This window comes from Pseudomonas sp. 37 R 15 (assembly GCF_900004865.1).
GTDB classification, from domain to species: domain Bacteria; phylum Pseudomonadota; class Gammaproteobacteria; order Pseudomonadales; family Pseudomonadaceae; genus Aquipseudomonas; species Aquipseudomonas fluorescens_AM.
In genome coordinates, this window is the sequence record NZ_CVTV01000022.1 from 1 (window position 1) to 25,495 (window position 25,495).

The 25,495-nt window shown below is 61.0% G+C and carries 25 protein-coding genes and 1 tRNA gene; 11 read left to right on the forward strand and 15 right to left on the reverse strand.

Annotated features, from left to right (window positions below; translation table 11 throughout):
- The first annotated feature begins 71 nt into the window (after positions 1–71).
- Together BFQ04_RS30345 and BFQ04_RS07080 are read left to right on the forward strand one after the other, a co-directional pair.
- A complete protein-coding gene (locus BFQ04_RS30345; protein WP_065949522.1) occupies positions 72–374 on the forward strand; it encodes a transposase in 303 nt (100 codons plus the stop codon).
- A complete protein-coding gene (locus BFQ04_RS07080) occupies positions 371–1,207 on the forward strand; it encodes an IS3 family transposase (RefSeq protein ID WP_065949523.1) in 837 nt (278 codons plus the stop codon). Before BFQ04_RS30345 ends, BFQ04_RS07080 begins: the two co-directional genes overlap by 4 nt.
- Before the next feature lie 163 nt (positions 1,208–1,370).
- Here the strand turns inward: BFQ04_RS07080 and BFQ04_RS07085 are convergent, their stop codons facing one another.
- From BFQ04_RS07085 to BFQ04_RS07100, 4 genes are all read right to left on the reverse strand, one after another.
- A complete protein-coding gene (locus tag BFQ04_RS07085; protein ID WP_065950189.1) occupies positions 1,371–1,997 on the reverse strand; it encodes a glutathione S-transferase family protein in 627 nt (208 codons plus the stop codon).
- A gap of 67 nt (positions 1,998–2,064) precedes the next feature.
- Positions 2,065–4,122 carry a methyl-accepting chemotaxis protein gene (locus tag BFQ04_RS07090; protein WP_065950190.1) on the reverse strand — a complete coding sequence of 686 codons (2,058 nt, stop codon included), beginning with the start codon at positions 4,120–4,122 and terminating at the stop codon, positions 2,065–2,067.
- 261 nt (positions 4,123–4,383) lie between these two features.
- Positions 4,384–5,079 (reverse strand): tRNA (adenine(22)-N(1))-methyltransferase, encoded by a 696-nt coding sequence (locus tag BFQ04_RS07095; protein WP_065950191.1) that lies wholly within the window; start codon positions 5,077–5,079, stop codon positions 4,384–4,386.
- 13 nt (positions 5,080–5,092) lie between these two features.
- On the reverse strand, positions 5,093–5,803 hold the full coding sequence (locus BFQ04_RS07100) for a FadR/GntR family transcriptional regulator (protein WP_065950192.1): 711 nt from the start codon (positions 5,801–5,803) through the stop codon (positions 5,093–5,095).
- Between the two features lie 328 nt (positions 5,804–6,131).
- On the opposite strand from BFQ04_RS07100, the gene BFQ04_RS07105 reads away from it, so the two are divergent.
- Both BFQ04_RS07105 and gudD read left to right on the forward strand, forming a co-directional pair.
- Positions 6,132–7,493, forward strand: a complete 1,362-nt coding sequence (locus tag BFQ04_RS07105) for an MFS transporter (RefSeq protein ID WP_065950193.1) — start codon at positions 6,132–6,134, stop codon at positions 7,491–7,493.
- 19 nt (positions 7,494–7,512) lie between these two features.
- Positions 7,513–8,838 carry a glucarate dehydratase gene (gene gudD / locus BFQ04_RS07110; protein WP_065950194.1) on the forward strand — a complete coding sequence of 442 codons (1,326 nt, stop codon included), beginning with the start codon at positions 7,513–7,515 and terminating at the stop codon, positions 8,836–8,838.
- 54 nt (positions 8,839–8,892) lie between these two features.
- Here gudD and BFQ04_RS07115 read toward each other — a convergent pair whose 3' ends face one another.
- The gene (locus tag BFQ04_RS07115) at positions 8,893–9,219 is read right to left on the reverse strand and encodes an addiction module antidote protein (RefSeq protein ID WP_175413257.1); all 327 of its coding nucleotides are present in this window, start codon (positions 9,217–9,219) and stop codon (positions 8,893–8,895) included.
- 31 nt (positions 9,220–9,250) lie between these two features.
- Positions 9,251–9,553, reverse strand: coding sequence for a type II toxin-antitoxin system RelE/ParE family toxin (locus tag BFQ04_RS07120; protein ID WP_065950196.1), 303 nt, complete (start codon positions 9,551–9,553; stop codon positions 9,251–9,253).
- A gap of 623 nt (positions 9,554–10,176) precedes the next feature.
- On the opposite strand from BFQ04_RS07120, the gene BFQ04_RS07125 reads away from it, so the two are divergent.
- The 3 genes from BFQ04_RS07125 (at position 10,177) to BFQ04_RS07135 (ending at position 12,192) form a co-directional block, all read left to right on the forward strand.
- Positions 10,177–10,788 carry a transferase gene (locus BFQ04_RS07125; RefSeq protein WP_065950197.1) on the forward strand — a complete coding sequence of 204 codons (612 nt, stop codon included), beginning with the start codon at positions 10,177–10,179 and terminating at the stop codon, positions 10,786–10,788.
- Between the two features lie 118 nt (positions 10,789–10,906).
- The gene (locus BFQ04_RS07130) at positions 10,907–11,935 is read left to right on the forward strand and encodes an alpha/beta hydrolase family protein (RefSeq protein ID WP_065950198.1); all 1,029 of its coding nucleotides are present in this window, start codon (positions 10,907–10,909) and stop codon (positions 11,933–11,935) included.
- Between the two features lie 86 nt (positions 11,936–12,021).
- Entirely contained in the window at positions 12,022–12,192 is a 171-nt protein-coding gene (locus tag BFQ04_RS07135; RefSeq protein ID WP_065950199.1) for a DUF2986 domain-containing protein, read from the forward strand.
- On the opposite strand, the gene BFQ04_RS07140 is transcribed toward BFQ04_RS07135, so the two are convergent.
- The 4 genes from BFQ04_RS07140 to BFQ04_RS07155 all read right to left on the reverse strand — a co-directional run bounded on the left by BFQ04_RS07140 (position 12,164) and on the right by BFQ04_RS07155 (position 15,749).
- Positions 12,164–13,159: a GlxA family transcriptional regulator gene (locus BFQ04_RS07140; protein WP_065950200.1), complete on the reverse strand. Its 996-nt coding sequence runs from the start codon at positions 13,157–13,159 to the stop codon at positions 12,164–12,166. The two genes, BFQ04_RS07135 and BFQ04_RS07140, sit on opposite strands and share 29 nt — an antisense overlap.
- Positions 13,160–13,163: 4 nt before the next feature.
- On the reverse strand, positions 13,164–13,706 hold the full coding sequence (locus tag BFQ04_RS07145; protein ID WP_065950201.1) for a cysteine hydrolase family protein: 543 nt from the start codon (positions 13,704–13,706) through the stop codon (positions 13,164–13,166).
- A 134-nt stretch (positions 13,707–13,840) separates the two neighbouring features.
- Complete coding sequence (locus BFQ04_RS07150; RefSeq protein WP_065950202.1) at positions 13,841–15,052, reverse strand: YeeE/YedE family protein; 1,212 nt, start codon at positions 15,050–15,052, stop codon at positions 13,841–13,843.
- A 52-nt stretch (positions 15,053–15,104) separates the two neighbouring features.
- Positions 15,105–15,749, reverse strand: a complete 645-nt coding sequence (locus BFQ04_RS07155; protein ID WP_065950203.1) for a TetR/AcrR family transcriptional regulator — start codon at positions 15,747–15,749, stop codon at positions 15,105–15,107.
- A gap of 135 nt (positions 15,750–15,884) precedes the next feature.
- Between BFQ04_RS07155 and BFQ04_RS07160 the strand changes: the two genes are divergently transcribed.
- Entirely contained in the window at positions 15,885–16,325 is a 441-nt protein-coding gene (locus tag BFQ04_RS07160) for a hotdog fold domain-containing protein (RefSeq protein ID WP_065950204.1), read from the forward strand.
- Between the two features lies 1 nt (position 16,326).
- Here the strand turns inward: BFQ04_RS07160 and BFQ04_RS07165 are convergent, their stop codons facing one another.
- The gene (locus tag BFQ04_RS07165) at positions 16,327–17,544 is read right to left on the reverse strand and encodes an MFS transporter (RefSeq protein WP_065950205.1); all 1,218 of its coding nucleotides are present in this window, start codon (positions 17,542–17,544) and stop codon (positions 16,327–16,329) included.
- A gap of 121 nt (positions 17,545–17,665) precedes the next feature.
- Here BFQ04_RS07165 and BFQ04_RS07170 point away from each other — a divergent pair, with 121 nt between their 5' ends.
- Positions 17,666–18,307, forward strand: coding sequence for a TetR/AcrR family transcriptional regulator (locus tag BFQ04_RS07170; protein ID WP_065950206.1), 642 nt, complete (start codon positions 17,666–17,668; stop codon positions 18,305–18,307).
- Positions 18,308–18,643: 336 nt separating this feature from the next.
- On the opposite strand, the gene BFQ04_RS07175 is transcribed toward BFQ04_RS07170, so the two are convergent.
- Positions 18,644–18,719: transfer RNA gene (locus BFQ04_RS07175), tRNA-Asn, on the reverse strand.
- A gap of 54 nt (positions 18,720–18,773) precedes the next feature.
- A complete protein-coding gene (locus tag BFQ04_RS07180) occupies positions 18,774–19,676 on the reverse strand; it encodes a LysR family transcriptional regulator (RefSeq protein ID WP_065950207.1) in 903 nt (300 codons plus the stop codon).
- 100 nt (positions 19,677–19,776) lie between these two features.
- Between BFQ04_RS07180 and lldD the strand changes: the two genes are divergently transcribed.
- Both lldD and BFQ04_RS07190 read left to right on the forward strand, forming a co-directional pair.
- The gene (gene lldD / locus BFQ04_RS07185; RefSeq protein ID WP_065950208.1) at positions 19,777–20,913 is read left to right on the forward strand and encodes an FMN-dependent L-lactate dehydrogenase LldD; all 1,137 of its coding nucleotides are present in this window, start codon (positions 19,777–19,779) and stop codon (positions 20,911–20,913) included.
- A 306-nt stretch (positions 20,914–21,219) separates the two neighbouring features.
- Complete coding sequence (locus BFQ04_RS07190) at positions 21,220–22,146, forward strand: GGDEF domain-containing protein (protein ID WP_065950209.1); 927 nt, start codon at positions 21,220–21,222, stop codon at positions 22,144–22,146.
- 20 nt (positions 22,147–22,166) lie between these two features.
- On the opposite strand, the gene BFQ04_RS07195 is transcribed toward BFQ04_RS07190, so the two are convergent.
- Both BFQ04_RS07195 and BFQ04_RS07200 read right to left on the reverse strand, forming a co-directional pair.
- A complete protein-coding gene (locus BFQ04_RS07195) occupies positions 22,167–22,940 on the reverse strand; it encodes a TenA family transcriptional regulator (RefSeq protein ID WP_194733330.1) in 774 nt (257 codons plus the stop codon).
- A gap of 75 nt (positions 22,941–23,015) precedes the next feature.
- Positions 23,016–25,478, reverse strand: a complete 2,463-nt coding sequence (locus BFQ04_RS07200) for an EAL domain-containing protein (protein WP_065950211.1) — start codon at positions 25,476–25,478, stop codon at positions 23,016–23,018.
- Positions 25,479–25,495 lie beyond the last annotated feature (17 nt).

Here is a 25,495-nt window from a genome sequence, read left to right on the forward strand (position 1 = left end):
TGAACTGGCCTAATGATTTTGGACACTTCAATCGGGCGCTATGATAGCGCCCAAATCTGAGGTGTTTGGTTATGCGTAAATCTTATTCGAGTGAGTTCAAGCTCAAGGCTGCCAGCATGGTGTTGGATGAAGGTCAGCCGGTTACCGAGGTGTGTGCCACCCTGGATATCGGCCCCACAGCCCTGCGCCGCTGGGTCGATCAAGTGCAAAAAGAACGCTTGGGCTCGACCCCGGTAGGGGCCAAGGCGATTACTGCTGATCAACGAGAAATCCAGAGGCTCAAAGCTCTGCTCAGAGAGAAAGACCTGGATATCGAAATTCTAAAAAAGGCCAGTGCTCTCCTGCTTTTGGACGCCAAAGATCATTCACGTTGATCGATGAGCTGGACGAGCAGTACGGCGTTAAAAGGTGTTGCCAGGCGTTTGGGGTCAACCGCAGTAGCTTCTACGCCTGGCGCCAGCGCCAAGGCAGAGCAAATCCTGAGAGGGATAAGCTCAAAGCCGCGCTGGTCAGGCACCACAAGGCGTCCAGAGAGTCGGCCGGTGCACGTACGTTGTCCAAGGAGCTACAAGCCAAAGGGCATCGTATCGGGCGTTATATGGCTCGCAGTTTGATGCGCGAAGCTGGCATCGCCAGCCGTCAGCGCAGGCGCCATAAGTACAGGTCGCCGGGCGTGGAGGCCTTGGTGGCGCCGCACGTGCTCAAGCGAAAATTTGATGTGACGGCGGTTAATCAGGTGTGGTGTGGCGACGTGACATATATCAAGGTCGGCAAGCGGTGGATGTACTTCGCCGCCGTTCTGGATTTGTACGCTCGCAGGATCGTGGGCTGGTCGTTCTCGATGATTTCTGATGCCAACCTGACCTGCGAAGCGCTACGCATGGCGGTTGAGCTACGCGGCCATCCCCAGGATGTGTTGTTTCATTCTGACCAAGGTTGTCAGTACACCAGTCATAAATTCCGAAACGAGCTGCTGAAACAGGGGTTTAGGCAGAGTATGAGCCGTAAAGGCGAATGCTGGGACAACGCCCCGATGGAGCGTTTCTTTGGCAGCTTGAAATCAGAGTGGGTGCCTGAAACGGGCTACAAACTGGAACATGAGGCCCGAGCAGACGTGCAGCGCTATGTCTCGCGCTACAACATCAGCAGGCCTCATAGCTACAACGACTACCGGTCGCCGGTCGTGAAGGAAAGGTTGGCGGCGTGAACCTTAATCAGTGTCCAAGATTACTTGACCAGTTCAAGCCCCCTCCCACATGTGGACCGAGGTGTAGCAGATGGGTAACCGTTGGTTGACAGGCCGCCATCGGCAGCAAGCCCCCTCCCACACTGAATCTGCATCCAGTCTTCAACAGTTCATTCACGCACGTTCATTTAGCAAACGCGTACTCGCCGCCCTGCTCTACCGCCTTGCGATAAGCCGGTCGCTGCTGGAGCTTGTCCACCCACGCCGCAAGGTTCGGATACGCCTGCAACTTGCCCTGGGCCTTGGCGATTTCGCCGATAAAGCTCATCTGGATGTCCGCGCCGGACAGTTCGTCACCCACCAGGTACGGCGTTTGCCCGAGTACGTCATTGAGGTAGCCGAGGTAATTGGCCAGCTCCGATTCAATGCGCGGGTGCAGCGGTGCGCCAGCTTCACCCAGGCGCCCGACGTAGAGGTTGAGCATCAGCGGCAGCATGGCCGAGCCTTCGGCAAAATGCAGCCATTGCACGTAGTTGTCGTAGGTGGCGCTGGCCGGATCGGGTTGCAGTCGGCCCTGGCCGTGGCGGCGGATCAGGTAGTCGATAATGGCAGCCGATTCGATCAGTACGCGGGGCCCGTCCTCGATCACCGGCGATTTGCCCAAGGGATGAATCGCCTTGAGCTCGGCTGGCGCGAGGTTGGTTTTCGGGTCGCGTTGGTAGCGCTTGATTTGGTAAGGCAGGCCCAGTTCTTCCAGAAGCCAGAGGATGCGCTGGGAGCGGGAGTTGTTGAGGTGGTGAACGGTAATCATAGGGGCACAGCTCCGTTGGGGTTAAGGAGAAGACTACACGACGGCGATGGAGTGCCCTCAATTCGCTTCATCCCAGTCGAAACCGCGCCGTGTTGTCGCTCAACGCCCGGCTGCCCTGGCTCAGGCTGTCGGCAGCCTGATTGACCGCCCGCGCGCCGTCGAGCAGACGTCCGGCAGCCTGGTCGACCTGCTGGATATTGCCGCTCACTTCGTCCGCCGTCGCAGCCTGCTCCTCCACGGCGGCGGCGATGTGCGCCAAGGTGTCGGTGACGTGCTGCACGGCACCGGCAATTTCCCCCAGGCGCGTGCCCAGGCCGGTGACGGATTCGGCATCGGTGAGCGCCTGCTCGCACGCGGCGCCCATCAGGCTGACGGCCTGGCTGACCGTGGCGCGCAGGCTGTCCACCGTGCCGGCGATCTGCGCAGTGGACGCCTGGGTGCGTTGCGACAGGCTGCGCACCTCATCGGCGACCACTGCAAACCCGCGGCCTTGCTCGCCGGCGCGGGCGGCTTCGATGGCGGCGTTAAGGGCCAGCAGATTGGTCTGTTCGGCAATACCACGAATGGTATCGACCACCGATTGAATCTGCTGGCCTTGTTGGCTGACCTGTTCCAACGCATTGGCGGTGTCGGACAGGCGCTGGTTGAGTTGCTGGATACTGGCCGTGGTGCGCTGGCTGTCGCGGCTGCTGTCTTCGGCGATACGGCGGGTGTGCCGGGCGCTGTCGGCAGCCTGCTCGCAGCTTTTGGCAACGCCCAGGGAGGTGGCAGCCAGTTGGGTGGCGGCCGCAGCGATCTGGCTGATCTGGTGCCGCTGGTCTTCGACGTCGGTGAGGGTACTGCCCGATTGCGTGCTGAGGGTAAGCACGGTGGCGCCCAATTGCTCGGTTTCATGATTGACCCCGAGCAGGCTGGTGCGCAGTTGCACCACGGCAACGTTGAGCGCCGTGCTGATGGCAGCGAGTTCGTCGCGCCCCTGCACCGCCACTTCGACGCGCAGGTTACCGTCACGCAGGGACTCGGCGAGCGTGGTGATGCCACTGGCGCTGCGACGGATCGAGGCTTGCAGGCAGATGAACAGGTACAGCGCCGCCAGCGCCAGCAGGCTGAACGTTGCCGCCACGGGAATGAAGTGCTGCAACGATCGCTCACGGTAATAACTCAAGCGTGCATCGAGCGAATGCAGCGATTGGCTGCGCAGCGCGCCCAGCGCCGCGAGCATGGCGTCGACACTTTGATCGAACGCAGCACTGTCGAGCTTGATGGTGCCGCCGAACACGCCGTCGTCCAGGGTTTTGAGTTCGCTGTCCAGGCGTTGCAGGCTGGCGTCGTATTGTTCGGTCCAGGGCTCAAGGCCGGGGTATTGCTTGGCCTTCAGCGCGGTGGCGGCCTTGACCAGTTGGTCCCGCGCATCGCCGATGCGGCCGCGCAGGTCACGCATCTGCAAGCGGCTTTGCAGGGTGAACTGGCCCGAGGCAATCGAGGATTGGCCGACGCTGGCCGTGCGGCCGATGCGCTCGATCAGGTCCGGTGCGTGCTGGCTGGAAATCTGCATCAGCAGATAGGTTTCCAGCCAGGGATCGAGGATCAGGCCGGTGTCCAGGGTAATCTGTTCGCGCAGCGACTGCATCGCGGTCAGCGCGGCGGTGAAACGGTCATAGCCATCCGGCCACCAGCCGACGGTGCGCAGGGCCGGGGTGTCCATGCCCTTGACCGCGGCCTGCAGCGTGTCGAAGCGCGCCTGGGTAGCAGCGCTGGCGTGATGGGTTTTGAGTGCGTCCCCCAGGGTTTGCAGCCCTTGCTGAATCAGCGGACTGCCTGCATCCACCCTGGCCATCGCGGCCTGAGCGGCAGGGGTCGGGGTATGCAGAATATCCAGGGCTTTCCAGCGGGCGGCCAGGTTGCGCTGGGCGCTCAGTTGCACATCGAGCGGGTCCAGCGCCAACAGTTGGTGCACGCCGGACTGTTCGCTGGAAATCACCGCGAGTTTGTCGTGGTAGTCCTGGCCGATCATCCACAGGCTGCCGGCGAGCGGCAGCATGAACAGTAAGAACAGCACCTGGAACTTACGCGCGAAACCGAACCGCCCGAGCAGACGGATACCGGGTGATAAAAATCTTTGCATGCCCTACAAACTCCCCTGAACAACCCCATACTTCACAGCCGGGAATGACTAACGGCAAAATGCCATGTCATTGATTATTCTGGCTCAAGCAAGATCTGGGCCGTGGGATACAAGCGTGACGACACGTGCCATGGCGCTAAGAAACCTTTGATCGGTGCGCGAAAATGGGGCGAAAGCACTCATTACCGGGCACGCGCCTGTAACCGCCAGGGACACGGTCTGATGCGAGAGCGGTCGAGCGTTGACGATCCCGGGCGGTCTTCAGGTCAACAGTTGAGTGATCCACTGAATATGCCGGGCGATCCCATGGATTTTTTCTTCCGGCACCGACTGCCTGGCTTTCTCGAAACTGGCCAGGGTCTTTTGTTTCTGGTGCAACAAGCGCTGCCACTTCGCCACGAACACCGGACTGCGCTCCAGCAAATGCAGCGGCCCGAAATACAGCTGTTTTTCGGTGTAGGACACAGGCCCGGTGCGTTCGGCGACGATGATTTCGTAGTAGAAGCGATGCTCGTGCAGCAGCTCTTCGCGCACGATTCGGTAGCCGTTGTGCATCAACCAGTGGCGCAACGCATACTCGCCGCCATTGGGTTGCAGGATCAGGCGCTCCTGGCCATTCAACTGCGCCTTGCCGCTGTCGAGAATGTCACGAATGGTCTCGCCGCCCATGCCGCACAGACTGAGGGCCGTGATGGCGTCGCCCGGCTCGATGGCCGCCAGACCGTCGGCCAGGCGCACGCTGATGTGCGCTTCAAGGCCGTTGTCGCGCACGGTGCGCCGGGCCGCATGAAAAGGCGTGGTCGCAGCCTCCCCCGCCACCGCGCTGGCAATTACGCCACGACGCATCAGCGCCACCGGCAAGTAACCATGGTCCGAGCCGATATCGGCCAGGCGCGCGCCGGCCGGTACGTGCGCCGCCACGCGCTCCAGGCGCATGGACAATGTGTGTGGGTTCAACGCGGGTTCCTTTTCATTCGCCGGAGAATCGATCCCGGCTATTGGTCAAATGCAGCACCATTGCCGCCCGCGCGGCATCCGGGTCCTGACGCTTGAGCGCATTGAAGATCGCCTCATGCTCCAGGCTCGCCAGTTGACCCAGCCTGGCAAAATCCGCTCCGCCGCGTTCGTCAGCCTTGACCTGGGTGCGAGGGATCATTGCGCTGCCCAGGTGCTGCATGATTTCACTGAAAAACGTGTTGCCGGTAGCCTCGGCGATGAGTTGGTGAAAGCGCTTGTCCTCTTCCACACAACTGTCGTTGTTGGCCAGGGAAGCCTGATAGTCGTCCAGCGCCTGGCGCATGTGGGCCAGTTGCGCGTCGGTACGGCGCAACGCGGCCAACGCCACCGCCTGCACTTCCAGACCCAGGCGCAGTTCCAGCATGTTGCGCACGCTGGCGACGGTGTCGACGTGCAGGCGCAGGCCCTGCCGGGCGTGTTGCTCCAGCACGAACGTGCCGATGCCGTGGCGCGTCTCCACCAACCCCGACGCCTGCAGCTTGGAGAGGGCTTCGCGTACCACCGTGCGGCTCACGCCATGCTCAAGCACGATGGTGGATTCGGACGGCAGTTTTTCGCCCGGCTTGAGCTGGCCGAGCAGAATGCGCTGGGTCAGCGCGTCGACCACGCCTTGGGCCAGGTTGGTGGAGCGTCTGCGCACAGGGGGTGCGTTTTCAATGGGCATCGCTAACGGGTCCACGGGGTTGGGCTGAGGGGAGCTTAACATCCTGCAGACGGACGGCGCCGAGTTGATTGACGAGGCGACCAACTTGTATGACAACCAACCTGATAGACCGGCATTACGCTCTCCCCCTCCTGCGAACCAGACAGGACTTCGCTGACACGCAAGCCCTTATAACGCTGGCAAATAACCAAAATCATCACCCCACAAGCGCGCTTATGAGAAGAAATACTCCCTGCACCGCATTGCGATTTATAAAAAACAACTTGTATGATGTCTGTTAACAAAACCCACAACCCGCATAAAAACAAATCAGGGGGCGTTTTCCATCGTGAACCATTCCAGTCGTGCATCCGCTGCACCAGAAACCGATTCGGTGCTCACCCGCGCCGTGAGCAAAGTGAAGGGCCATGTGCTCCCACTGTTCGTGGTCATGTTCATCCTCAACTACATCGACCGGGTCAATATCGGCTTCGTGCGTACGCACATGGAGCACGACCTGGGCATCGGCGCGGCGGCCTATGGCTTCGGCGCCGGCCTGTTCTTCATCGGCTACGCGATCTTTGAAGTACCGTCCAACATGCTGCTGCAAAAGGTCGGCGCGCGCATCTGGCTGACCCGCATCATGTTCACCTGGGGCATCGTCGCCACGCTGATGGCGTTCATCCAGAACGAAACCCACTTCTACATCCTGCGTTTTTTGCTGGGTGTGGCTGAAGCGGGCTTCTTTCCCGGGGTGATCTACTACTTCACGCGCTGGTTGCCCGGGGTTGAGCGCGGCAAGGCCATCGCGATCTTCCTCAGCGGTTCTGCGGTGGCGTCATTGATCTCGGGCCCGCTGTCGGGTGCGCTGTTACAGATCGAAGGTCTCGGCTTGCACGGCTGGCAATGGATGTTCGCCATTGAAGGCCTGGCCTCGGTGGCGCTGGGCTTCTTTGTGTGGTTCTGGCTGGACTCCAAACCTCATGACGCCAAGTGGCTGAGCCGCGAAGAACAGGACGCGCTGGTTGAGGCCATCGATCAGGAACAGCGTGACCGCGAAGCCCTGACCACGGTCAAACCGACCCTCGGCAAGCTGCTCAAGGATCGTCAGATCCTGCTGTTCTGCGTGTTGTATTTCTGCATCCAGCTAACCATTTATGCAGCGACGTTCTGGCTGCCGAGCATCATCAAGAAGATGGGCGACCTGAGTGATATACAAGTCGGCTTCTTCAACTCGATTCCCTGGTTGATCTCGATCATCGCCATGTACGCCTTCGCAGCGCTGTCAGGCAAGTTCAAGTTCCAGCAGGCCTGGGTCGCGGCAGCCTTGTTGATCGCAGCGGCCGGGATGTTCATGTCCACCACGGGCGGGCCGATCTTCGCGTTCGTGGCGATCTGCTTTGCGGCCATCGGTTTCAAATCCGCGTCTTCGTTGTTCTGGCCGATCCCCCAGGGCTACCTGGACGTGCGCATCGCCGCTGCAGTGATCGCATTGATCAATTCCATCGGCAACCTGGGCGGCTTTGTCGCGCCGACCACCTTTGGCTTTCTGGAGCAAACCACCGGCTCGATCCAGGGCGGGCTCTACGGCCTGGCCGGCACCTCGGTGCTCGCAGCCATCCTGGTGTTTTTCGCCAGGACCTCACCTTGCGCCGGGCTGACGTCGCCCAGCATTGCGCCCACCGCCAACGCCATCAGCAAACCTCTTTGAGCGTATTAAGGACCTTGCCATGAATACTCCCGTCATCACTCACTTGCACGTCATCCCGGTCGCCGGTCACGACAGCATGCTGCTGAACTTAAGCGGCGCCCACGGCCCCTACTTCACGCGCAATATCGTGATCATCAAGGACAGCAGCGGCAACACCGGCGTGGGTGAAGTGCCCGGCGGCGAGCGCATCCGGGAAACCCTGGAAGACGCGCGCAGCCTGGTGATCGGCCAGCCGATCGGTCAGTACCAACGCATCCTCAACCAGATGCGCAGCACCTTTGCCTCTCGGGACGCGGCCGGCCGCGGGCTGCAAACCTTTGACCTGCGGATCACCATTCACGCCGTTACCGCGATGGAGGCGGCGCTCCTGGATTTGCTCGGTCAGTTCCTCGAGGTGCCGGTGGCCGCTCTGCTCGGCGAGGGCCAGCAACGCGATGCGGTGAAGATGCTCGGCTATCTGTTCTACGTCGGTGACCGCACCGCCACGGACCTGGCCTACCGCAACGAGGCAGAATCCGACGACGACTGGTTGCGCCTGCGCCATGAGAAAGCCCTGACTGCCGACGCGGTGGTACGCCTGGCCGAAGCCGCCAAGGCCCGATACGGTTTCAACGACTTCAAGCTCAAGGGCGGCGTATTGAGTGGCGATGCCGAAATCGAAGCGGTCACCGCCCTGGCCGAGCGCTTCCCGGAGGCGCGCATCACCCTCGACCCGAACGGCGCCTGGTCACTCAAGGAAGCCATCCGCCTGTGCCGCGACCAGCATCATATTCTCGCCTACGCCGAAGACCCCTGCGGCGCGGAAAACGGCTATTCGGGCCGCGAAGTCATGGCCGAATTCCGCCGCGCCACCGGCCTTAAAACCGCCACCAACATGATCGCCACCGACTGGCGCGAAATGGGCCATGCGATCCAGTTGCAATCGGTGGACATTCCCCTCGCCGACCCGCACTTCTGGACCATGCAAGGCTCGGTGCGCGTGGCGCAAATGTGCAATGAATGGGGCCTGACCTGGGGCTCGCACTCCAACAACCACTTCGATATATCCCTGGCCATGTTCACCCAGGTGGCAGCGGCCGCGCCGGGCGAGATCACCGCCATCGACACCCACTGGATCTGGCAGGACGGCCAACGCCTGACCCGGAAGCCGCTGAAAATTGAAGGCGGCTACGTGAAGGTCCCGGCCAGGCCTGGCCTGGGGGTGGATATCGACATGGACGCCGTGGCCAAGGCCCACGAACTGTACAAAGGCATGGGGTTGGGCGCGCGGGATGACAGCGTGGCGATGCAGTTCCTGATTCCGGGTTGGCGTTTTAACAACAAACAGCCTTGCCTGGTGCGGTGAAACCGCTTTATGCAGGAGCGAGCTAGCTCGCTCCTGCCAATGGTAGGCGCGGCATCAAGGTCTGCGGGCATTTTTGCTCACAATCGGCTGCACCGTCAGCTCCACCCCCAATGCCACCATCAACTTCTGGATCGTTTCATAGCGCGTCTTGGACCCGCCTTTAAGGGTTTTATAAAGGCTCTCCCGATTAACCCCCGCCGCCTCGGCCACCTTGTTCACACCCTGGGCCTTGGCGACCTCAGCGAGTGCTTTCATAAGGATCTGCGGGTCTTGCGCCTTCATGGCCTGCGCAAGATAGGCGCTGATGGTCTCCGGGCTGTCGAGGAAGCGCGAAGCTTCGTAGACGCGGGTACCCGATGTATCAAGATCGAGGATTGGCATGTCCTCGGGTTTGAATGTCGATTCGCTCACTTCATCTACCTCTCAGGGCATCGAGGATCTCTTTTGCCCGTTTGATTGCTCTTTTTTGATCGGTTTTATCGCCGCCCCATAACATCAGGTAAGCGGCGATGCCCGTGCGTACAAAATAAATCCTGTAGCCTGGCCCGATAAAAACACGCATTTCGCTCAGGCCGTCGCCGACAGGCGCGCAATCGCCAAAATTGTTCTCTTCGGCTCGATCCAGCCGCGCCAGCACCGCCGTTTTTCCCCAGATATCCTTCATACCGTCGAGCCATGTGTCGAACTCGGGCGTCCTGCCGATCGTATTGGTCACAGATTCAAATGTAGCCTACTGGCTACTCCTTGTAGATGCCAGTGAATTTTTATTCCGTTGAGTGCCGCAAGAAAAAATCCTAGACCAGCATCCGCGCAGGCAGCCGAACGATACTATTAGCGCTTGTTTCCCTTGCGCTTAAAGCGCCCGGCCAGCCCTCCAGACAATTCCGACCTGAAGCTCAATCTGGCGACGCATCGCGATCGGGGCATGGGTATCTACACAACGTTGTAGCGCCCAACGCTAACCCGCTAACCACGATGCGCAGCGAGTTGATCTTGATCTTGATCTGGCTGTTGATCTTAAGCGCCCCGTTAAACCACGCTGGCCGAACGCAGGCGAGATGCCGAGTGGTGGGGCAAGAGCACTTTGCTTACTTTGGAGCTTTTTCCAAAGTAAGCCGCCGTCAGGGCGGAACCCTAAGTGGCTGTTACCTGAATAATGGATAGGTACTCAGTCTGATCCAGCATCCTGGTCGGCCCTGAGGCTGCCATCGGGGGCAAGCCCCCTCCCACATCGCGGCTTGCGCGCCCTTGGCCAAATCCGGGGCCGACCATTATAAGATATGGCCTGAGCCCGCCGCGCGGCGCCTACCGCCCTCTCACTCACTGGAAAAATTCTCCATGAAGCTCCCTGAGATCAGCACATTCATTGCGCAATGGCACTCGCTTGACCTGGGCCCTATCGCCGCCTGGCAGGTGACTCAGGACTGCGAAAACCACGTCCTGGCGTTGCTTTCACGCCTCGGCGCAGGCTACCGCCGTCACGGCAACTGCGCCATCCATGAAAGCGCCACCGTCGAAGAAGGCGCCGTGCTGAAAGGGCCGATCATCATCGGCGAAGGCTCGTTCGTCGCCGCAGGTGCCTACCTGCGTGGCGGCGTTTATCTGGGCAAACAGTGCATCGTGGGCCCAAGCTGCGAACTGAAAAGCAGCTTCATGCTTGGGGCAAGCAAGCTGGCGCATTTCAACTTCGTCGGCGATTCGGTGATCGGCGAAGGCGTCAATATCGAGGCGGGAGCGATCATCGCCAACTATCGCAACGAACTGGATGGGGCGGATATCAGGATCCGCTATGCCGATCAGGTCATTGAGACGGGGGTGAACAAATTCGGCGCCCTGGTGGGCGATGGCTGCAAAATTGGCGCAAACGCCGTTATAGCTCCCGGCGCACTGTTGCAGCCCAACAGCCGTATTCCGCGTTTGGGGTTGATTGATCAGTTCGCCTACGACTAAGCAGCGCCAGCACGATCTACCATGTGGGCGCGGAACAGGGATCACGCCACTTGCGCGCTACCCAAACGGCCTGTTTCAGATCATGCTGCGCCTCTCACTTCAAGGACGATAAAAAACAGTGAAAACCACCCTCGCCGCCTTGCTCCTGGTTGGCCTGGCCACTCCCGCATTCGCCAACGACAACCCCATCGGTTTCAAAACCACCAACCTGCCCGACGCACGCAACCAGCGCGCGCTGGAAATGGTCGTCTGGTACCCCACGGCAGTCCGGGCCGCTCCCCAGTTGATCCGAGACGACGCGGTGTTCTTCGGCGCTCTGGCAGTGCCCGATGCGCCGCCGGCCGGTGGTGAATATCCGTTGGTGGTGCTCTCCCACGGCTATGGCGGCAATTGGGGCAACCAGGTGTGGCTGGCGAGTGCGCTGGCACAGCGGGGTTATATTGTGGCGGCGGTGAATCACCCAGGCACCACCAGCAAGGACCGTAGTGCAGACGCAGCGGCGCAGTTATGGCAACGCCCCAAAGACCTGAGCCGCGCCATCGATGCAGTGCTTGCGCGACCGCAGCAATTTGGCGCGGTCGCGCAACACCGGATTGCGGCAGTGGGCCATTCTCTCGGTGGCTGGACGGTGCTGGAAATCGCCGGTGCGCGTTTCGACGCTGATCTGTTCGCCCAGGACTGCCTGGCACATCCCAAGCTGGGCGGTTGCATCGGCTACGCGCAGATGAACCCCACCGGAGCTGCAGATGGCAAAGCCCAACTGGCCGCTGACTTGAGCGACAAGCGCGTCGCCGCCGTGGTGTCTTTGGACCTGGGCCCGTCGCGGGGCATGACCGATGCCAGCCTGGCCGCGCTGCCCGTGCCGGCGCTGGTGATTGCTGGAGGCGTACCTTCGGAGGACATGGCTGTGGGGCTGGAATCTGCCGACTTGGCCAGACGGCTGCCGAAAGCATCCACGCAATACGTGGAGATCGGCGATGCGAGCCACTTCAGCTTTATGGCGCAGTGCAAACCCGGCGCGGCGGCGATACTCGACGAGGATGTACCCGGTGACAGCATGATTTGCCGAGACGGCGAGGCAGGAAGGTCCAGGGCGCAGATTCAGCAACAGGTGATCACGCTGATCAGCGCGTTCCTGGCACCTTGATCGGTGGCATCCTCGCCAGGTAAACCTTCCAATCCACGGTTTTTTAGCTGGTATCATTCGCGCCTTTACCTGCCAGGCCAACGCACATGAACCGCCAGAAAAAACTCCAGCAGCTTTTCAAGGCCAAAGCCAAGAAGGCCAACGCCAAGCTCGCGCCGAAAAGCAAAGATAAATACATCAGCAAGGCGGACCGTTTGAAGCTTGCGGCCGAGGGTGACCTAGAGTCCGTTACGCCTCCCGAGACGCCTGCTCAATAAGACGCATCGCCGAAGGCGTACCCGCTTCATATTTGCCCCAGATACGCCGCAGATGGCGCGCCGAACCAAAGCCTGCGCGCTCGGCGACGGTTTCGATGTCCAGGCTCGACGCCACCAGCAACTCGCGGGCCACCGCCAGGCGCAGACGGTGCAGGTAGTCCAGCGGGCTGATGCCGACATGCTCGTGGAACAGGCGCGCCAGGTGGCGGCTGCCGGTGCAGGCCAGGTTCGCCATGCGGGTGACGGTCCAGGCGTCACAGGGCGCGGCGGCAATGGCGTCCTGTACGCGATGGACAGCCGGGTGCAGGTGATTGCGTCCGGTGATCCACGGCGATAACTGCGGGTCAGTGCCGCTGCGGCGCAGGTACACCACCATATCCCGCGCGACGGCGCAGGCCAGTCGGGGCCCGGCGCGCTCGGCGACCAGGTGCAGCATCATATCGATACCGGCGGTGATCCCGGCGCTGCAACTGACCGGCCCATCGGTGACGTACAGCCGGTTTTCCAGGACCCGGGCCTTGGGTGCCAGGGCCTGGAGGGTAGCGCACAACGCGTGGTGCGTGGTGCACTGGCGTCCGTCAAGCAGCCCGGCGCGGGCGGCCGTCAGCGCGCCGGCGCACACGCAAATCAAATGCTCGGCAGAGGGCGCAAACACCGTTTGCAGCCACTGCACCAGGCTGTCGCTGGCGGATTCGAAGGCGCGCTGGCCGGCCTTGTCTACCTTCATGCTCGAGCCCACCAACACCACCAGGGTGCCGGGCGCCAGGCTGGCCGGCAAAGGTGCCAGGCCCGTTAACGGCAAGCCGATGGAGGTGTGCAGGGACGGCACCGGGCTGACGTACTGCAGCGCAAAATCCACCGCCGCCGGATCATCCATCTGCGCGGCCAGGCGCAGCACTTCGGCAGGCCCGGCCAGATCCAGCATCAGCACATTGGGCAACAACACGAACAGCACCGGCACGCTCATCGAGTCACCCCGCCAATGCCTGGGCGACGGTGACGATGCGCGCAAACCGGCCTTCCAGTACCAGCTCCGTACGCTCGCGAATCTCTGCCGGGGTGTACACGCGGCCGCTGCGGGCGTGGGTCATCGGGAACGTCAGCGTGGCCTCACTGACGAAATCGACGCTGAACCCGCTGTCCGAGGCCTGTCGCGTAGTGGTCTCGCAGCACTGTTCGGTCCGAATACCACTGATGATCAATCTGTTGACGCCCATCTCGAGGAGACGCGCGGCCAGCGGCGTACCGGCGAAGGCGCTGTGGTAGTGCTTATGGATGACCAACTGCGGATCGATTGAAAGCTCGCTCAATACCCTGACGTTACCCGATGCCAGCGAAAAGTGGTCTTGGTCCTCCACATGAAACACCTGCACCACCGGGATACCTTGTTGAACGCAGCCATCGATCAGGGCCTGCTGGTTTTCCAGGTAAGTTGGCAGGTCGTTTTCGGACCAGTAGGGTGCATGCCGAAATGAATGCTGGGCGTCGATTACGATCAGGGCTTTGCGGCTCATGGTAGGTCCTTTAGGCTTGGATTAGGGGCCGATGCTGCAAACCATGGTAAAGCCCTCAACAGGTTCGCAACAGGCGCAAGGCGGACTGGCTAAGGACCGATTCGGACATTCCAGGCAAACCTTGATCCGCTCGTTCAGCAACCGCTCAAGGCCACTTGAGGCCGTTCGCCAGCGAAGAACAACGGTCGCAGCCGCACGCCCACGCTATTGCCGATAAACGCAGCCACCAGCCACAGCCAGCCGTGCAGGCTACCCGAGGCGATGCCGCTGAAGTAGGCGCCGATGTTGCAGCCATACGCCAGGCGCGAACCATAACCGAGCAACAGGCCACCAATGACCGCCGCGATCAACGAACGCGCCGGTATCTTCAAGCTCGGCGCAAATCGCCCGGCGAGGCCCGCGGCCAACAGCGCGCCAAGCACGATGCCGATGTCCATGACGCTGGTGATGTCTTCCCAAACCGGTGCGGCCAGGGCCTTGGCGTTGGCCGGCATCTGCCAGAACGCCCAACTGGCTACGTCTACCCCCAGCCCACTCGCCACCTTGGCGCCCCACAGCGCGAACGCTGAAGTAATGCCCCACGGCCGCCCGGCCAGCGCCAGCGTGGCATAGTTGAGCAAGGCCAGGCCTATCGCCCCCCACACCAACGGCCAAGGCCCACGCAGGAAGCGGCGCAGCCCCGCGTGTTCGCTGGCCACGCCAGCCTCAAGCCCGCCATGACGACCCTTCTCCAGACGCACAGTCACCCACGCAATGAATGCGAACACCGCCAGGCTCAGGAGCAACGCCGGCAGTACACCGAAACTTTTGACGATTGAAACCGGCGGGAACGACGGCAAGGCAAACCACCAGTCGACGTGATGGGTAGCAATCAACGAACCGCAGATAAAGAACAGCAGGGTCACCAGCATGCGCGCATTGCCGCCGCCTACGGTGAACAGGGTGCCCGACGCGCAACCGCCGCCCAGCTGCATGCCGATGCCGAAGATAAACGCGCCGAAGACCACCGACACCCCGGCCGGCGCCACCAGCCCGACCACCGGCTGGCCGAACAGGGTCCCCGCGCCCAGCGCCGGGAAAAACAGCACCACCGCCACCGCCAGCATCACCATCTGCGCGCGCAACCCGGCGCCGCGCCGATCCTTGATAAACACGCGCCAGGCCGAGGTGAAACCGAAGGCGGCGTGGTACAGCGTCAGGCCCAGTGCGGCGCCGACGATCAGCAACCAGACTTGGCGCATGCCCACTGCGCTTTGCAGGAACAGGGCGCCTGCCACCAAGATGATAAAGGCCACCAAGGGCGCGACCGGCTTGCGTGCCGGCGTCAGGGAAACAGAGGTGCTCATGGGAATCTCGACGTGTTTGAAGGTGGCCAGTATAAACCCGGCGGGATGGCGGTCAGGCGCTGACGTTGCCCGCCTGGGTCTCGCGTGGGTTGATTGAGCTCCACGCGGCCTCAGCCAGCAGTTCACGATACTCCCAGGGGCTCATCCTGACCTTCGCCGACAACCACGCACGCGAGTAGCTTTCTGCCGCGCCAATGATCAGCGAAGGGATCAGTTCGGCGGGCAAGTGGCTGAAATGCTCCTTGCGCCCTGCCCCACTCAGCCAATCCTTGAACTGCTGGTTACGTTGTTTATTGCGTGAAACCAGCTCGTCACTGAACGGGCCATTGGACACGGCGAAGCGGCTCTGGAATACGAAACGCGCCCAGTCCGGTTGTTCAGTCACCCATTCTACGTAGCTGTACACCAGCGCGGTCACCCCCGCCTGGGCGGTATCCGCCGTTTGCAAATAACGTTCGCGCAAGCTGGCCTGGTCCTCCAGCGCGGCGAAGAAAAGCGCCGCGACCAACCCCTCTTTATTGCCGAAGTGGTGGTAGATGGCACCCACGCTGGTCTCGCAGCGGGCGCGGATGGTTTCGATATTCGTCGCTTCAATCCCCGCCTCGTTAAAACACGCCAGCGCCTCGCGCAGGATAGTGCGTTTGAGGTCGCTGCGCCGGCCCGGGAAGGTGCGCTCGATAAGGTCGATGGAATGCATGCACAGGGACGCCAAATGAACAGAGTCTATAGGTTCTGCGGGCGGCAGATAAAGCCTGGCTTGACACGCAGCGAATTGACGGAATATTGTTCCGTTACAGAATATTATTCTGTAAACCCATCATGAGGACACCCAATGAGCCAAGCACTCAGCATGTTCAACAGCGTAGGCCCTGCCGCGTTCAGCAACCTGGCCTGCCAAATGGCACCGTACTTCAGCACGATCACGCCCGAGATCGCTGAGTTGCGCCCCAACCACGCGGTGGTCAACGTGCCGTTTCGCAAGGAAATCACCAACCATCTGGCTTCGGTGCACGCGATTGCGTTGTGCAACGCCGCCGAACTGGCCGGCGGGATGATGACCGACGCGTCCATTCCCCCTGGCGCCCGCTGGATTCCCAAAGGCATGACCGTGCAATACCTGGCCAAGGCAAAAACAGACATCCGCGCGGTCGCCGATGGCAGTGCCATCGACTGGCAAACGGCCGGGGACAAAGTTGTGCCGGTGGACGTATTTGATGAGGGCGACGTCAAAGTGTTCACGGCCCACATCACCATGAATGTGAAACTCGCTTAACTCAGTGCCCCACCGCCGCAGGCCCATCGGCAGACCGCCGTCCCGGCTTGAAGCCATGGGCATGCGCCGACCACGCGATCACCAGCGCCACGCCCGCCAACAACAGCATTACCCAGGCAAACGAGGCCACACCCCAACGGTCAAGCAGTACGCCCCCCACCACCCCGCTGCCGGCAATCGCGCTGTTCCACGCCACGACATTCAGTGACAGCGCGACATCCGCACCCTCACCTGCGGCATCGGCCAGGGCGGTTTGCAGCAAGGTGGCGGCACCGCCGAAACTCAACCCCCAGACCGCCACCCCGAGGTAGATCACCGGCGGCTGGTTGCCTAGAAAACCGAACACGCCACTGATTGCCGCGAAGGTCGCCAGGCTCACCAATACCGTCTTGCGCAGCATCGGCTCGACCAGTCTGGCCGTCAGCCAGATACCCGCCAACGCGGCGATACCGAACACCAGCAGCACCAGATCCACCCGCTGCGCCAGCCCGGCCGGTGCCAGGAATGGCGCGATGTAGGTGTACAGAATGTTATGGGCAAGCATCCAACTGATGACCACGGCCAGCACCGGGCGTACTCCGGGGGTGGTCAACACCTTGACGAGGGAGAGACGCTGGTGCGCGGGCTGCGGCGGGTAATCCGGGACTTTCACCAGTACCCACACGATCAATCCCAGCGTCAGCGCCGACATCAGGCCAAAGGTGGTCCGCCAGCCCAGCAACCCGCCGAGCCAGGTACCCAGCGGCACCCCCAGGGACAGCGCAATCGGCGTCCCCACCATCGCCAATGCCAGCGCTTTACCCTGTTGCCCGGGCGCGACCATGCGCCGTGCATAACCGGCCAGTAGGCTCCAGGCCAACCCTGCCGCCACACCGGCAAAAAAGCGCGCGACCAGCGTGACGCCATAGTGGGACGACAGCGCCGTAATCGAATTGAACAGGAGGAAGCCGACGATGGTCAGCAACAGCACATTGCGTCGGCGCCAGCCACGGGTGGCGATGGTCATGGGGATCACCGCCAACACCGAGCCCAGCGCATAGGCGGTGACCATTTGCCCGGCCATCGACGGTGAAATCGCCAGGCCCTTGCTGATCAACGGCAACAGCCCGGCGGGAAGTGTTTCAGTGACGATGCAGATAAAGCCGGTCATGGCCAGGGCGAGCAAGGCGCCGATGGGCAGACGTTCGGATGACGCCGATAAACTGAGTGAGGGGGTCACGAGGGAAACTCCTTGGGCGAACTTAAATACTGATCGATACAAATGTTGCAGGCGAGTACAGTCGTTGTCAACGACTTATGTATCGACTAGTATTTATATAGGTATTCAGAGGACTCTCGCTATGGCACAAATGGGCCGGCCCCGTACCTTCGACCGTGAACAGGCCGTGGAACAGGCCATGCACCTGTTTTGGCAACACGGCTACGACGCCACGTCGCTCGCCCAGCTCAAGGACGGCCTGGGGGGCGGCATCTCCGCACCGAGTTTTTACGCGGCATTCGGTTCCAAGCAAGCGCTGTTCGATGAGTGCGTGCAGCGTTACCTGGCGACCTACGCCCAGGTCACCGAGTGCCTTTGGGACGAAACCCTGCCACCGCGCCAGGCCATCGAGACTGCATTGCGCCAGTCGGCGCGCATGCAGTGTGACAACGCCCACCCCAAGGGCTGCATGGTGACACTCGGTGTGATGAGCGCGCCGAGCCCCGAGAACGCCCGCGTGGCGGATGCGCTGACCCAGTCACGGGCACGCACGCGGGCCGGGATTGTGGCGTGCGTTGAACGCGCAATCAGCGGCGGATACCTGCCGGACACCCTTGACGCCGCGTCGATGGCGACGGTGTTTGACAGTTTCCTGCAAGGGCTGTCGATCCAGGCGCGGGACAACGTTCCTCATGCCGTTATCGATGCAGCCATCGGCCAGATCATGCAGACTTGGGATATCGCCGCCGCGACTGTCCCGCCCCATCGCAACGTTGCGTCATAGGGAAACCCAGCGGGTATCCGGTTATAAAGGGCAATGCTGATTCAGCTCAGCCGTCAGTCGATATTTCGGTTATGGAGAACGCATCATGTTCGCAGTAGGCGTGGCGCTAGTCGCAGTAGGCTTGGGCACCGCAAACCCTGGTTTTTGGATACCAGGCTGTGTCTTCATGGCGATTGGGGCCGCTCGAAGAGGCAATCGTCGAGACTGATGGCAGGGGTAAGTGAGGGCCGCATGACTCTGCACTGGATCAAATTAATGATTGTCGCTGTGTACTTTGGTTGACGGGGCAAATCCCACGCAAAAAAAAGCCTGCATCGCTGCAGGCTTTTCTCTATCTGGCTCCACGACCTGGACTCGAACCAGGGACCCAATGATTAACAGTCATTTGCTCTACCAACTGAGCTATCGCGGAATGCGCCGTATGTTACTGATTAAAAAGAAGAAGTCAAGCCTCCTCTGACATTTGTCACGACTGAACAGGCTGGCCGGTCGAAACCGCCTGCTCCCCGGCCAGCTCCAGCCACGCCCGGGCTGCCGGTGGCAGGTGGGCACTGGCACGCCAAGCCAGGGCGATGTGCCAGTCGGTGTGAGGTTCGTCCAGGGGGATCAGGGCAATGCCAGCATGCTGGTGCTTGTGCGCCAGCATCCGTGGCAGGAAGGCCACGCCCAGGCCGGCGGCGACCAGGTCGACGATAAAATCGATCTGCCCACTACGTGCCGTTACCTTGGGCACAACGCCCTTGCGTTCGCAGGCGGCGAGGATTTTCGCGTTGAGGGCGAAACCGGCTTCGAACAGGATGAACGCAGAGTCCGCCAGGTCAATGAAGTCGATGCGTTCGCGGCGCGCCAGCGGGTGGTTGATGGGCAGCACGGCGATCAGCGGTTCGTTGCGCACGGGCTGGTAGTCGAAACACTCGTCAACGGGCAGCAGCAGGGCCGCCAGGTCGACCTCCCCCGCTTCCAAGCATTCGCGCAGTTTTTTGCTGCCGTACTCGGTGAGTTCGATGTCGATGTCGGGGTAACGCGTGCGGTAGGTGGCAAACATTGCGGCAAACAATACGCCGCAACCCACCGGCGGCAGGCCGATGCGCAGCACGCCGCGCTTGAGGCCGCGCAGGTCGTTGATCTCGGCTATCAGGTCGTTGCGCTCAGCAAGCATAACCAAGGCACGCCGGTAGGCAATTTCGCCAGCGGCAGTGAGTTCGTTCCTGTGGCCGAGACGATCAAGCAATGGGGTGCCCAGTTCCTCCTCCAGCGTCTTGACCGCTTTGCTGACCGTGGACTGGGTCAGGGACACCACTTCAGCCGCCTGGGAAAAACCGCCCTGACGCACCACTTCGACAAACGCCCGCAGTGTTCGCAGATTCATCAGTATTCCTTTTGCGACTCGATTGCAGCGATAAAAGTTGTTTTTATCATGACAGAATTTTGCTTATCGTAGAGCGCTTCGCCGAGTGGAGCCCCTCTACATGATCATTTCGTCCGCATCCGATTACCGCGCTGCCGCCAAGCGCAGGTTGCCGCGCTTTCTATTCGACTATATCGATGGCGGCGCCTACGCCGAGCACACGCTGCGGGCCAACAGTTCGGACCTGGCCGAGATAAGCCTGCGCCAGCGCATCTTGCGCAATGTCGATAACCTGAGCCTGAAAACCTCGTTGTTCGGCCAGGAGCAGGCCATGCCGGTCATCCTCAGCCCGGTCGGCTTGACGGGCATGTATGCACGGCGCGGTGAAGTGCAAGCAGCCAAGGCTGCAGCGAACAAGGGGGTGCCCTTCTGTTTGTCGACGGTGTCGGTGTGCTCGATTGAAGAAGTCGCCTCGCAAAGCCCGCAGTCGATATGGTTCCAGTTGTATGTGCTCAAGGATCGCGGCTTCATGCGCAATGCGCTGGAGCGCGCGCAGGCGGCGGGCGTGACGACACTGGTGTTTACCGTCGATATGCCGACCCCGGGCGCGCGTTATCGTGATGCCCACTCCGGCATGTCCGGCCCGTATGCGGCGCAACGGCGGATGCTGCAAGCCATGACCAAGCCGCAATGGGCGTTCGATGTGGGGTTGATGGGCCGTCCCCATGACCTGGGCAATATTTCCAGGTACCTGGGCAAACCCACCCATCTGGAGGACTACATAGGCTGGCTGGCCAATAACTTCGATCCCTCGATCAGTTGGAAAGACCTGGAGTGGATTCGCGACTTCTGGAAGGGGCCGATGATCATCAAGGGCATCCTCGACCCACAGGATGCCAAGGATGCCGTGAGCTTCGGTGCCGACGGCATCGTGGTCTCCAACCATGGTGGCCGCCAGCTGGATGGCGTGTTGTCTACCGCCAAGGCGTTGCCGCCCATTGCCGAGGCCGTCGGCGATGACCTCACCGTGCTGGTGGATTCCGGCATTCGTTCCGGGCTCGACGTGGTGCGCATGCTTGCCCTGGGGGCCAAGGCCTGCCTGCTCGGGCGCGCCAGCGTGTACGCATTGGCCGCCGACGGGCAGAACGGTGTGGAAAACCTGCTGGATATCTTTGCCAAGGAAATGCGCGTGGCGATGACGCTGACCGGTGTCACGTCGATCGAACAAATTGACGGTTCCACGCTGGTCGCTACGTAATCCTTCAACTGCCCCAGCCAGATAAATGACGCCACGCGCTGTCGACTGTTTTTCGAGTCGAGGCAGTCAATTGATTCATATCGCTATTTATTAAATAAAACGATTTGGCACGAATCTCGCTCTAACACCCTTCAAGCAGGTCAAGCGATGACAAGACGTGTGGCAGTGCCCCGGCCTTATAACCCGGCGTAAAGCGGTTTAAACTGATCCTTACTGTTTTACGGAACTGAAGGAGCAGTAAGACGCCTGGCACTTGCCACTCTCATCCGCCTGTAAGACAGTCATGTGCTTAGAGGCCGTTCACCTATGAAAACACCCACCCAGACCAACGCAATTGACTTTGACAGTGCCAAATTGCAACGCCTGGGATTTGGTCAGCCCGCCCTCCGTTCACCTCGCCCCGCCACCCTTGGCCAGCTTCGCCAGCAACTTAACCAGCAATTGCAAACCAGCCTCGAGCCGGAACGCATCCTTGGCCTGTTCTTTCGCGAAATCCAACGCCTGGTGCCGCTCGATGCCTTGCAATATCGCCACGTCACCAGTGACCTGCGCCTGGAGTTCGGCCATCGCGGCCATCATTCGATGAGCTACACCTTGAGCCATGACGGCGAGCACCTGGGCGAGTTGGTGTTCCGCCGCAACCAGCGCTTTACGGAAGAGGAACTGGGCCAACTCGAATCCCTGCTGGCAGCCCTGCTGTACCCGATGCGTAACGCCCTGCTCTACCGCGCCGCCACCCGCAGCGCCCTGCGCGACCCGTTGACCGAAACCGGCAACCGGATCGCCATGGACCAGACACTGCAACGGGAAATCGACATGGCGCGGCGGCACATGCACCCGCTGTCCCTGTTGATGCTGGACATCGATCACTTCAAGCGCATCAATGACACCCATGGCCATACCGCCGGCGACAGCGTATTGCGCGCCGTGGCGGCGGCGATCAAAGGCCAGCTGCGCAACGTGGACATGGTGTTTCGGTTTGGCGGCGAAGAATTTCTGATCCTGCTGTCCAACACCGGCCGCGATGCGGCGCGGATGGTCGGCGAGCGCCTGCGCCAGGCGGCGCAAGCCCAGGACTACTGGGTAGAAGGGACGCGAATCGAATTGACGGTAAGCCTCGGCTGCTCGACGTTACTGGCGGCTGAGTCGGCTGAAAGCCTGCTGCGCCGAGCCGACAATGCCTTGTACGTGGCCAAGCGCGAAGGCCGTAATCGCCTGGCAATGGCGGGGTAACCCCCGCCATTGCCTGTGCATCACGCCTCGCTGGCGACTCGGGCCTGGCGCTCACGCACGAGCGCGGGGGCCTTTTCTTTCTCTTGTTCCAGTTGCATGCAACTTTCCAGGAACAGATACATGTAGTCGTAGCTCTTGCACACGGCCTGGCGCAACTCTACCTGCAGGGGCCTGCTCGGGTTCGTGCCGGCGAGGGTACAGATGATTTCCAGCGCTTCCCAAGGGTGTGCGTCATCATACTGGGCGTGCATCTTCAGCCATTTCATCGCACGCTTGCGCTCTTCCTCGGGGAAGGCAGCGGCATACACGCCAGTGGAACAGACCACGGCGGACCACTCCCCTGTCGCGCCCTCGATGGCGTAGTTGGTGGCGGCAATCGCGACGATCAATGAATCAGACGAGCTGGTGTGCCAGCACCAATGACTCAGTGCGTGCAACTCCGGTGGCACGTCCTGGGCCTGCAGGTCGTCGAGACTGACACCATGGGCACGCGCCCAATTCACCCAATAATCGGCATGGTTCAATTCAACGCGAATATTGCGCATCAGCCAGCGTCGCGCCATGTCCTCCCCAGGATGACGGGCAAATTTGGTCTTGGTGAGGTTCTGCGCCATGTACAAGGCAAACTGCTCCACCACAGGCCAGCCGCCGATCAGGTAGTGGCGCATGGTCCTGGCGCTGAGCGTGTTATCGCGCATGCGGTGGTACAGTTCGTGTTCGACAACTCGACGCTTGCTCTCGCTACAGTCCTGGATCAGTTGCTGGGCCCAGGCGGGGTAACTCGAGGCTTCCATAAGCGGGCCGGTTCTGTTGAATGTGTCGATCACTGTAGGGCTCCTTTTTAAGTGTGATGTACAGACCGGCAAGTTTCAGCGGAATGTACCGGGCGCCTTGAATAACAGGGGCTGCGGCCGCACGGGTCGGCACTGCAGGCGATCACAGGTAAACAATTGCGGGCGCTCGATCAGATAGCCTTGAGCGTAGTCCACACCTATCTCAAGTAACGCCTGTTCGATCTGCGACGTTTCAACAAACTCGGCAATTGTGCGTTTACCCATGACATGGCCGATGTGATTGATCACTTCGACCATGGCGCGGTTAATCGGGTCGTCCAGCATATCCTTTACGAAACTTCCATCGATCTTCAAGAAGTCTACAGGTAAATGTTTGAGATAGGCGAATGAGGACATTCCGGCGCAAAAATCATCAAGGGAAAAGTGGCAACCTAACGCCTTGAGTTCATTAATAAAACGAATTGCACTGCCTAAATTGGCGATAGCGCTGGTCTCAGTTATTTCAAAACAAATCATTTCCGGGGGAATGCTGTAAGTGCCGAATTTTTCACGCAAAAACCCGAGAAAATCATCATCGCCAATGGTTATGCCTGACAGATTAATCGCACACATGGCCATGGGTCGGCCCGGACGCTCGTGCATGCAACGGGCAATGATCTTGAATACGTTGTCCACCACCCAGCGATCCAGGGAAGTCATCAAGCCGTAACGCTCGGCCGCCGGAATGAAACTGTCAGGCAGGATGATTCGCCCCGCTTCGTCGTGCAGGCGCAAGAGTATTTCGATGTGACCGGTGCCCGCTTCGGTAGGGCCCAGAGGCGAAATTTCCTGGGAGTAAAGGCAAAAGCGGTCCTCCTCAAGGGCCATGTGCAGGCGTTGCACCCACGCCATCTCGCCAAAGCGTATGGACAGCTCCGAGTCATCGGCGTGATACACCTGCACCCGATTACGCCCCTTCTCCTTGGCCATGTAGCACGCCATGTCGGCGGCGCGCAGCGACGTCTCCAGGGTGGTGGGCGCTTGTGAGATATGCACCAGGCCGATGCTGACGGTGGTCATGAACGGCCGGCCCTTCCACACAAAGTGCAGGCTCTGCACGGTGTGGCGCAGGCTCTCGGCAATCTTCTCGGCCACGGGTGCCGGGCAGTGCTCCAGCAGGATGCCAAATTCATCGCCGCCCAGCCGCGCCAGGGTATCGCCTTCGCGCAAGTCCGATTGCAGCAGCGCGCAAATGTGTCGCAGCAACTCGTCGCCCGCGGCGTGGCCGCAGGTGTCATTGACCAGTTTGAATTGGTCCAGGTCGAGGAACATCAAGGCATGCCGGCCGTTTGGCTGGCGCACCACCTGCTGCAGCACCTGCTCCAGGCGGTATTCGAATTCACGCCGGTTGGCCAGGCCGGTCAAGGCATCGTGGGTCGCCTGCCAGGAAAGATTGGCGATGTACTGGCGCTCCTGGGTCATGTCATGCAGCACCAGCACCGCGCCACTGACCTTGCCCGCGCTGCGAATCGGCGCGCCCACCAGGGTCACCGAGACAGTGCTGCCGTCCAGGCGCTGTATCAGCTTGGAATGCTCACTGCCGCCACTGAGTTCGCCCTTGATGATGTGCTCGATCAGGGTGAAGCCGTCCGGCTCGGCGTTCTCATCCAGCAATTTGAACAACGCCGCCAGCGGCAGGCCCTGGGCTTGGGCCGACGTCCAGTGGGTCAGTGCTTCGGCGGCGGGGTTCATATAGGCAATCGAACCGTCCACGTCGGTGGTGATGACACCGTCACCAATCGACTCCAGGGTGATCTGCGCCCGCTCTCTTTCCGCTTGCAGGGCATCGGCAAACGCATGGCGCTGGGCCAGCAACTTGTGCGTGCGCAGCAGCGCCAGAACGATCAGGCCCAGGGCCGTGGCGAGGTTGGTGATCAACAGCAGGCGCAGGATCATCCGCGAACCTTCGCCCAAGGCATCGCTGAACGCCTTGGCGGCCGGTGTCACACCTTCGTTGATGGCTGTGATACGCGCTTTCCACCGCCGCACATCGTCGGCATTCACCCGATCGGCAGCAATGGCGTCATGCATTTGGCGAGCAAGGTCGTCCAGTTGCAACAGGTAGCCGTCGCCCACCGTCCAGAGTTCGATGGCTTTTTCCAGGTAGCTGAAATGACGGAAGTTGAGGTACAGCCAGATCAGGCTGGAGACGTCGTCCGGGTGGTTGCCGCCCTTGATGATACCCAGGCGCGCAGCGGGGATATCAGGGGTGGGGCTGTCCAGGGCGATGCGCAACTCGTGCCCGCCCTGAGGCACCGCAATGGCTTGCTGATACTTGAGGTAGGTGGCGGCTTCGCGATTATCGGCGTAGAGGGTCAGGTAATAGATAGCGTCTTTCTGGCCCTTGGACCACAGACTTTCACCTGCCACATAGCCACGCACCGCCGAGAGCACGTAGAGACTGACGCAGCCTAACAATGCCTGGAACAGTACAACGGCAATAAAGGGCCAGACAATGCCCAGCAGCCGTGGCGTTCCGAGAGTCCGCTTTTGCTTCATGAAGTCCCTTGCACATG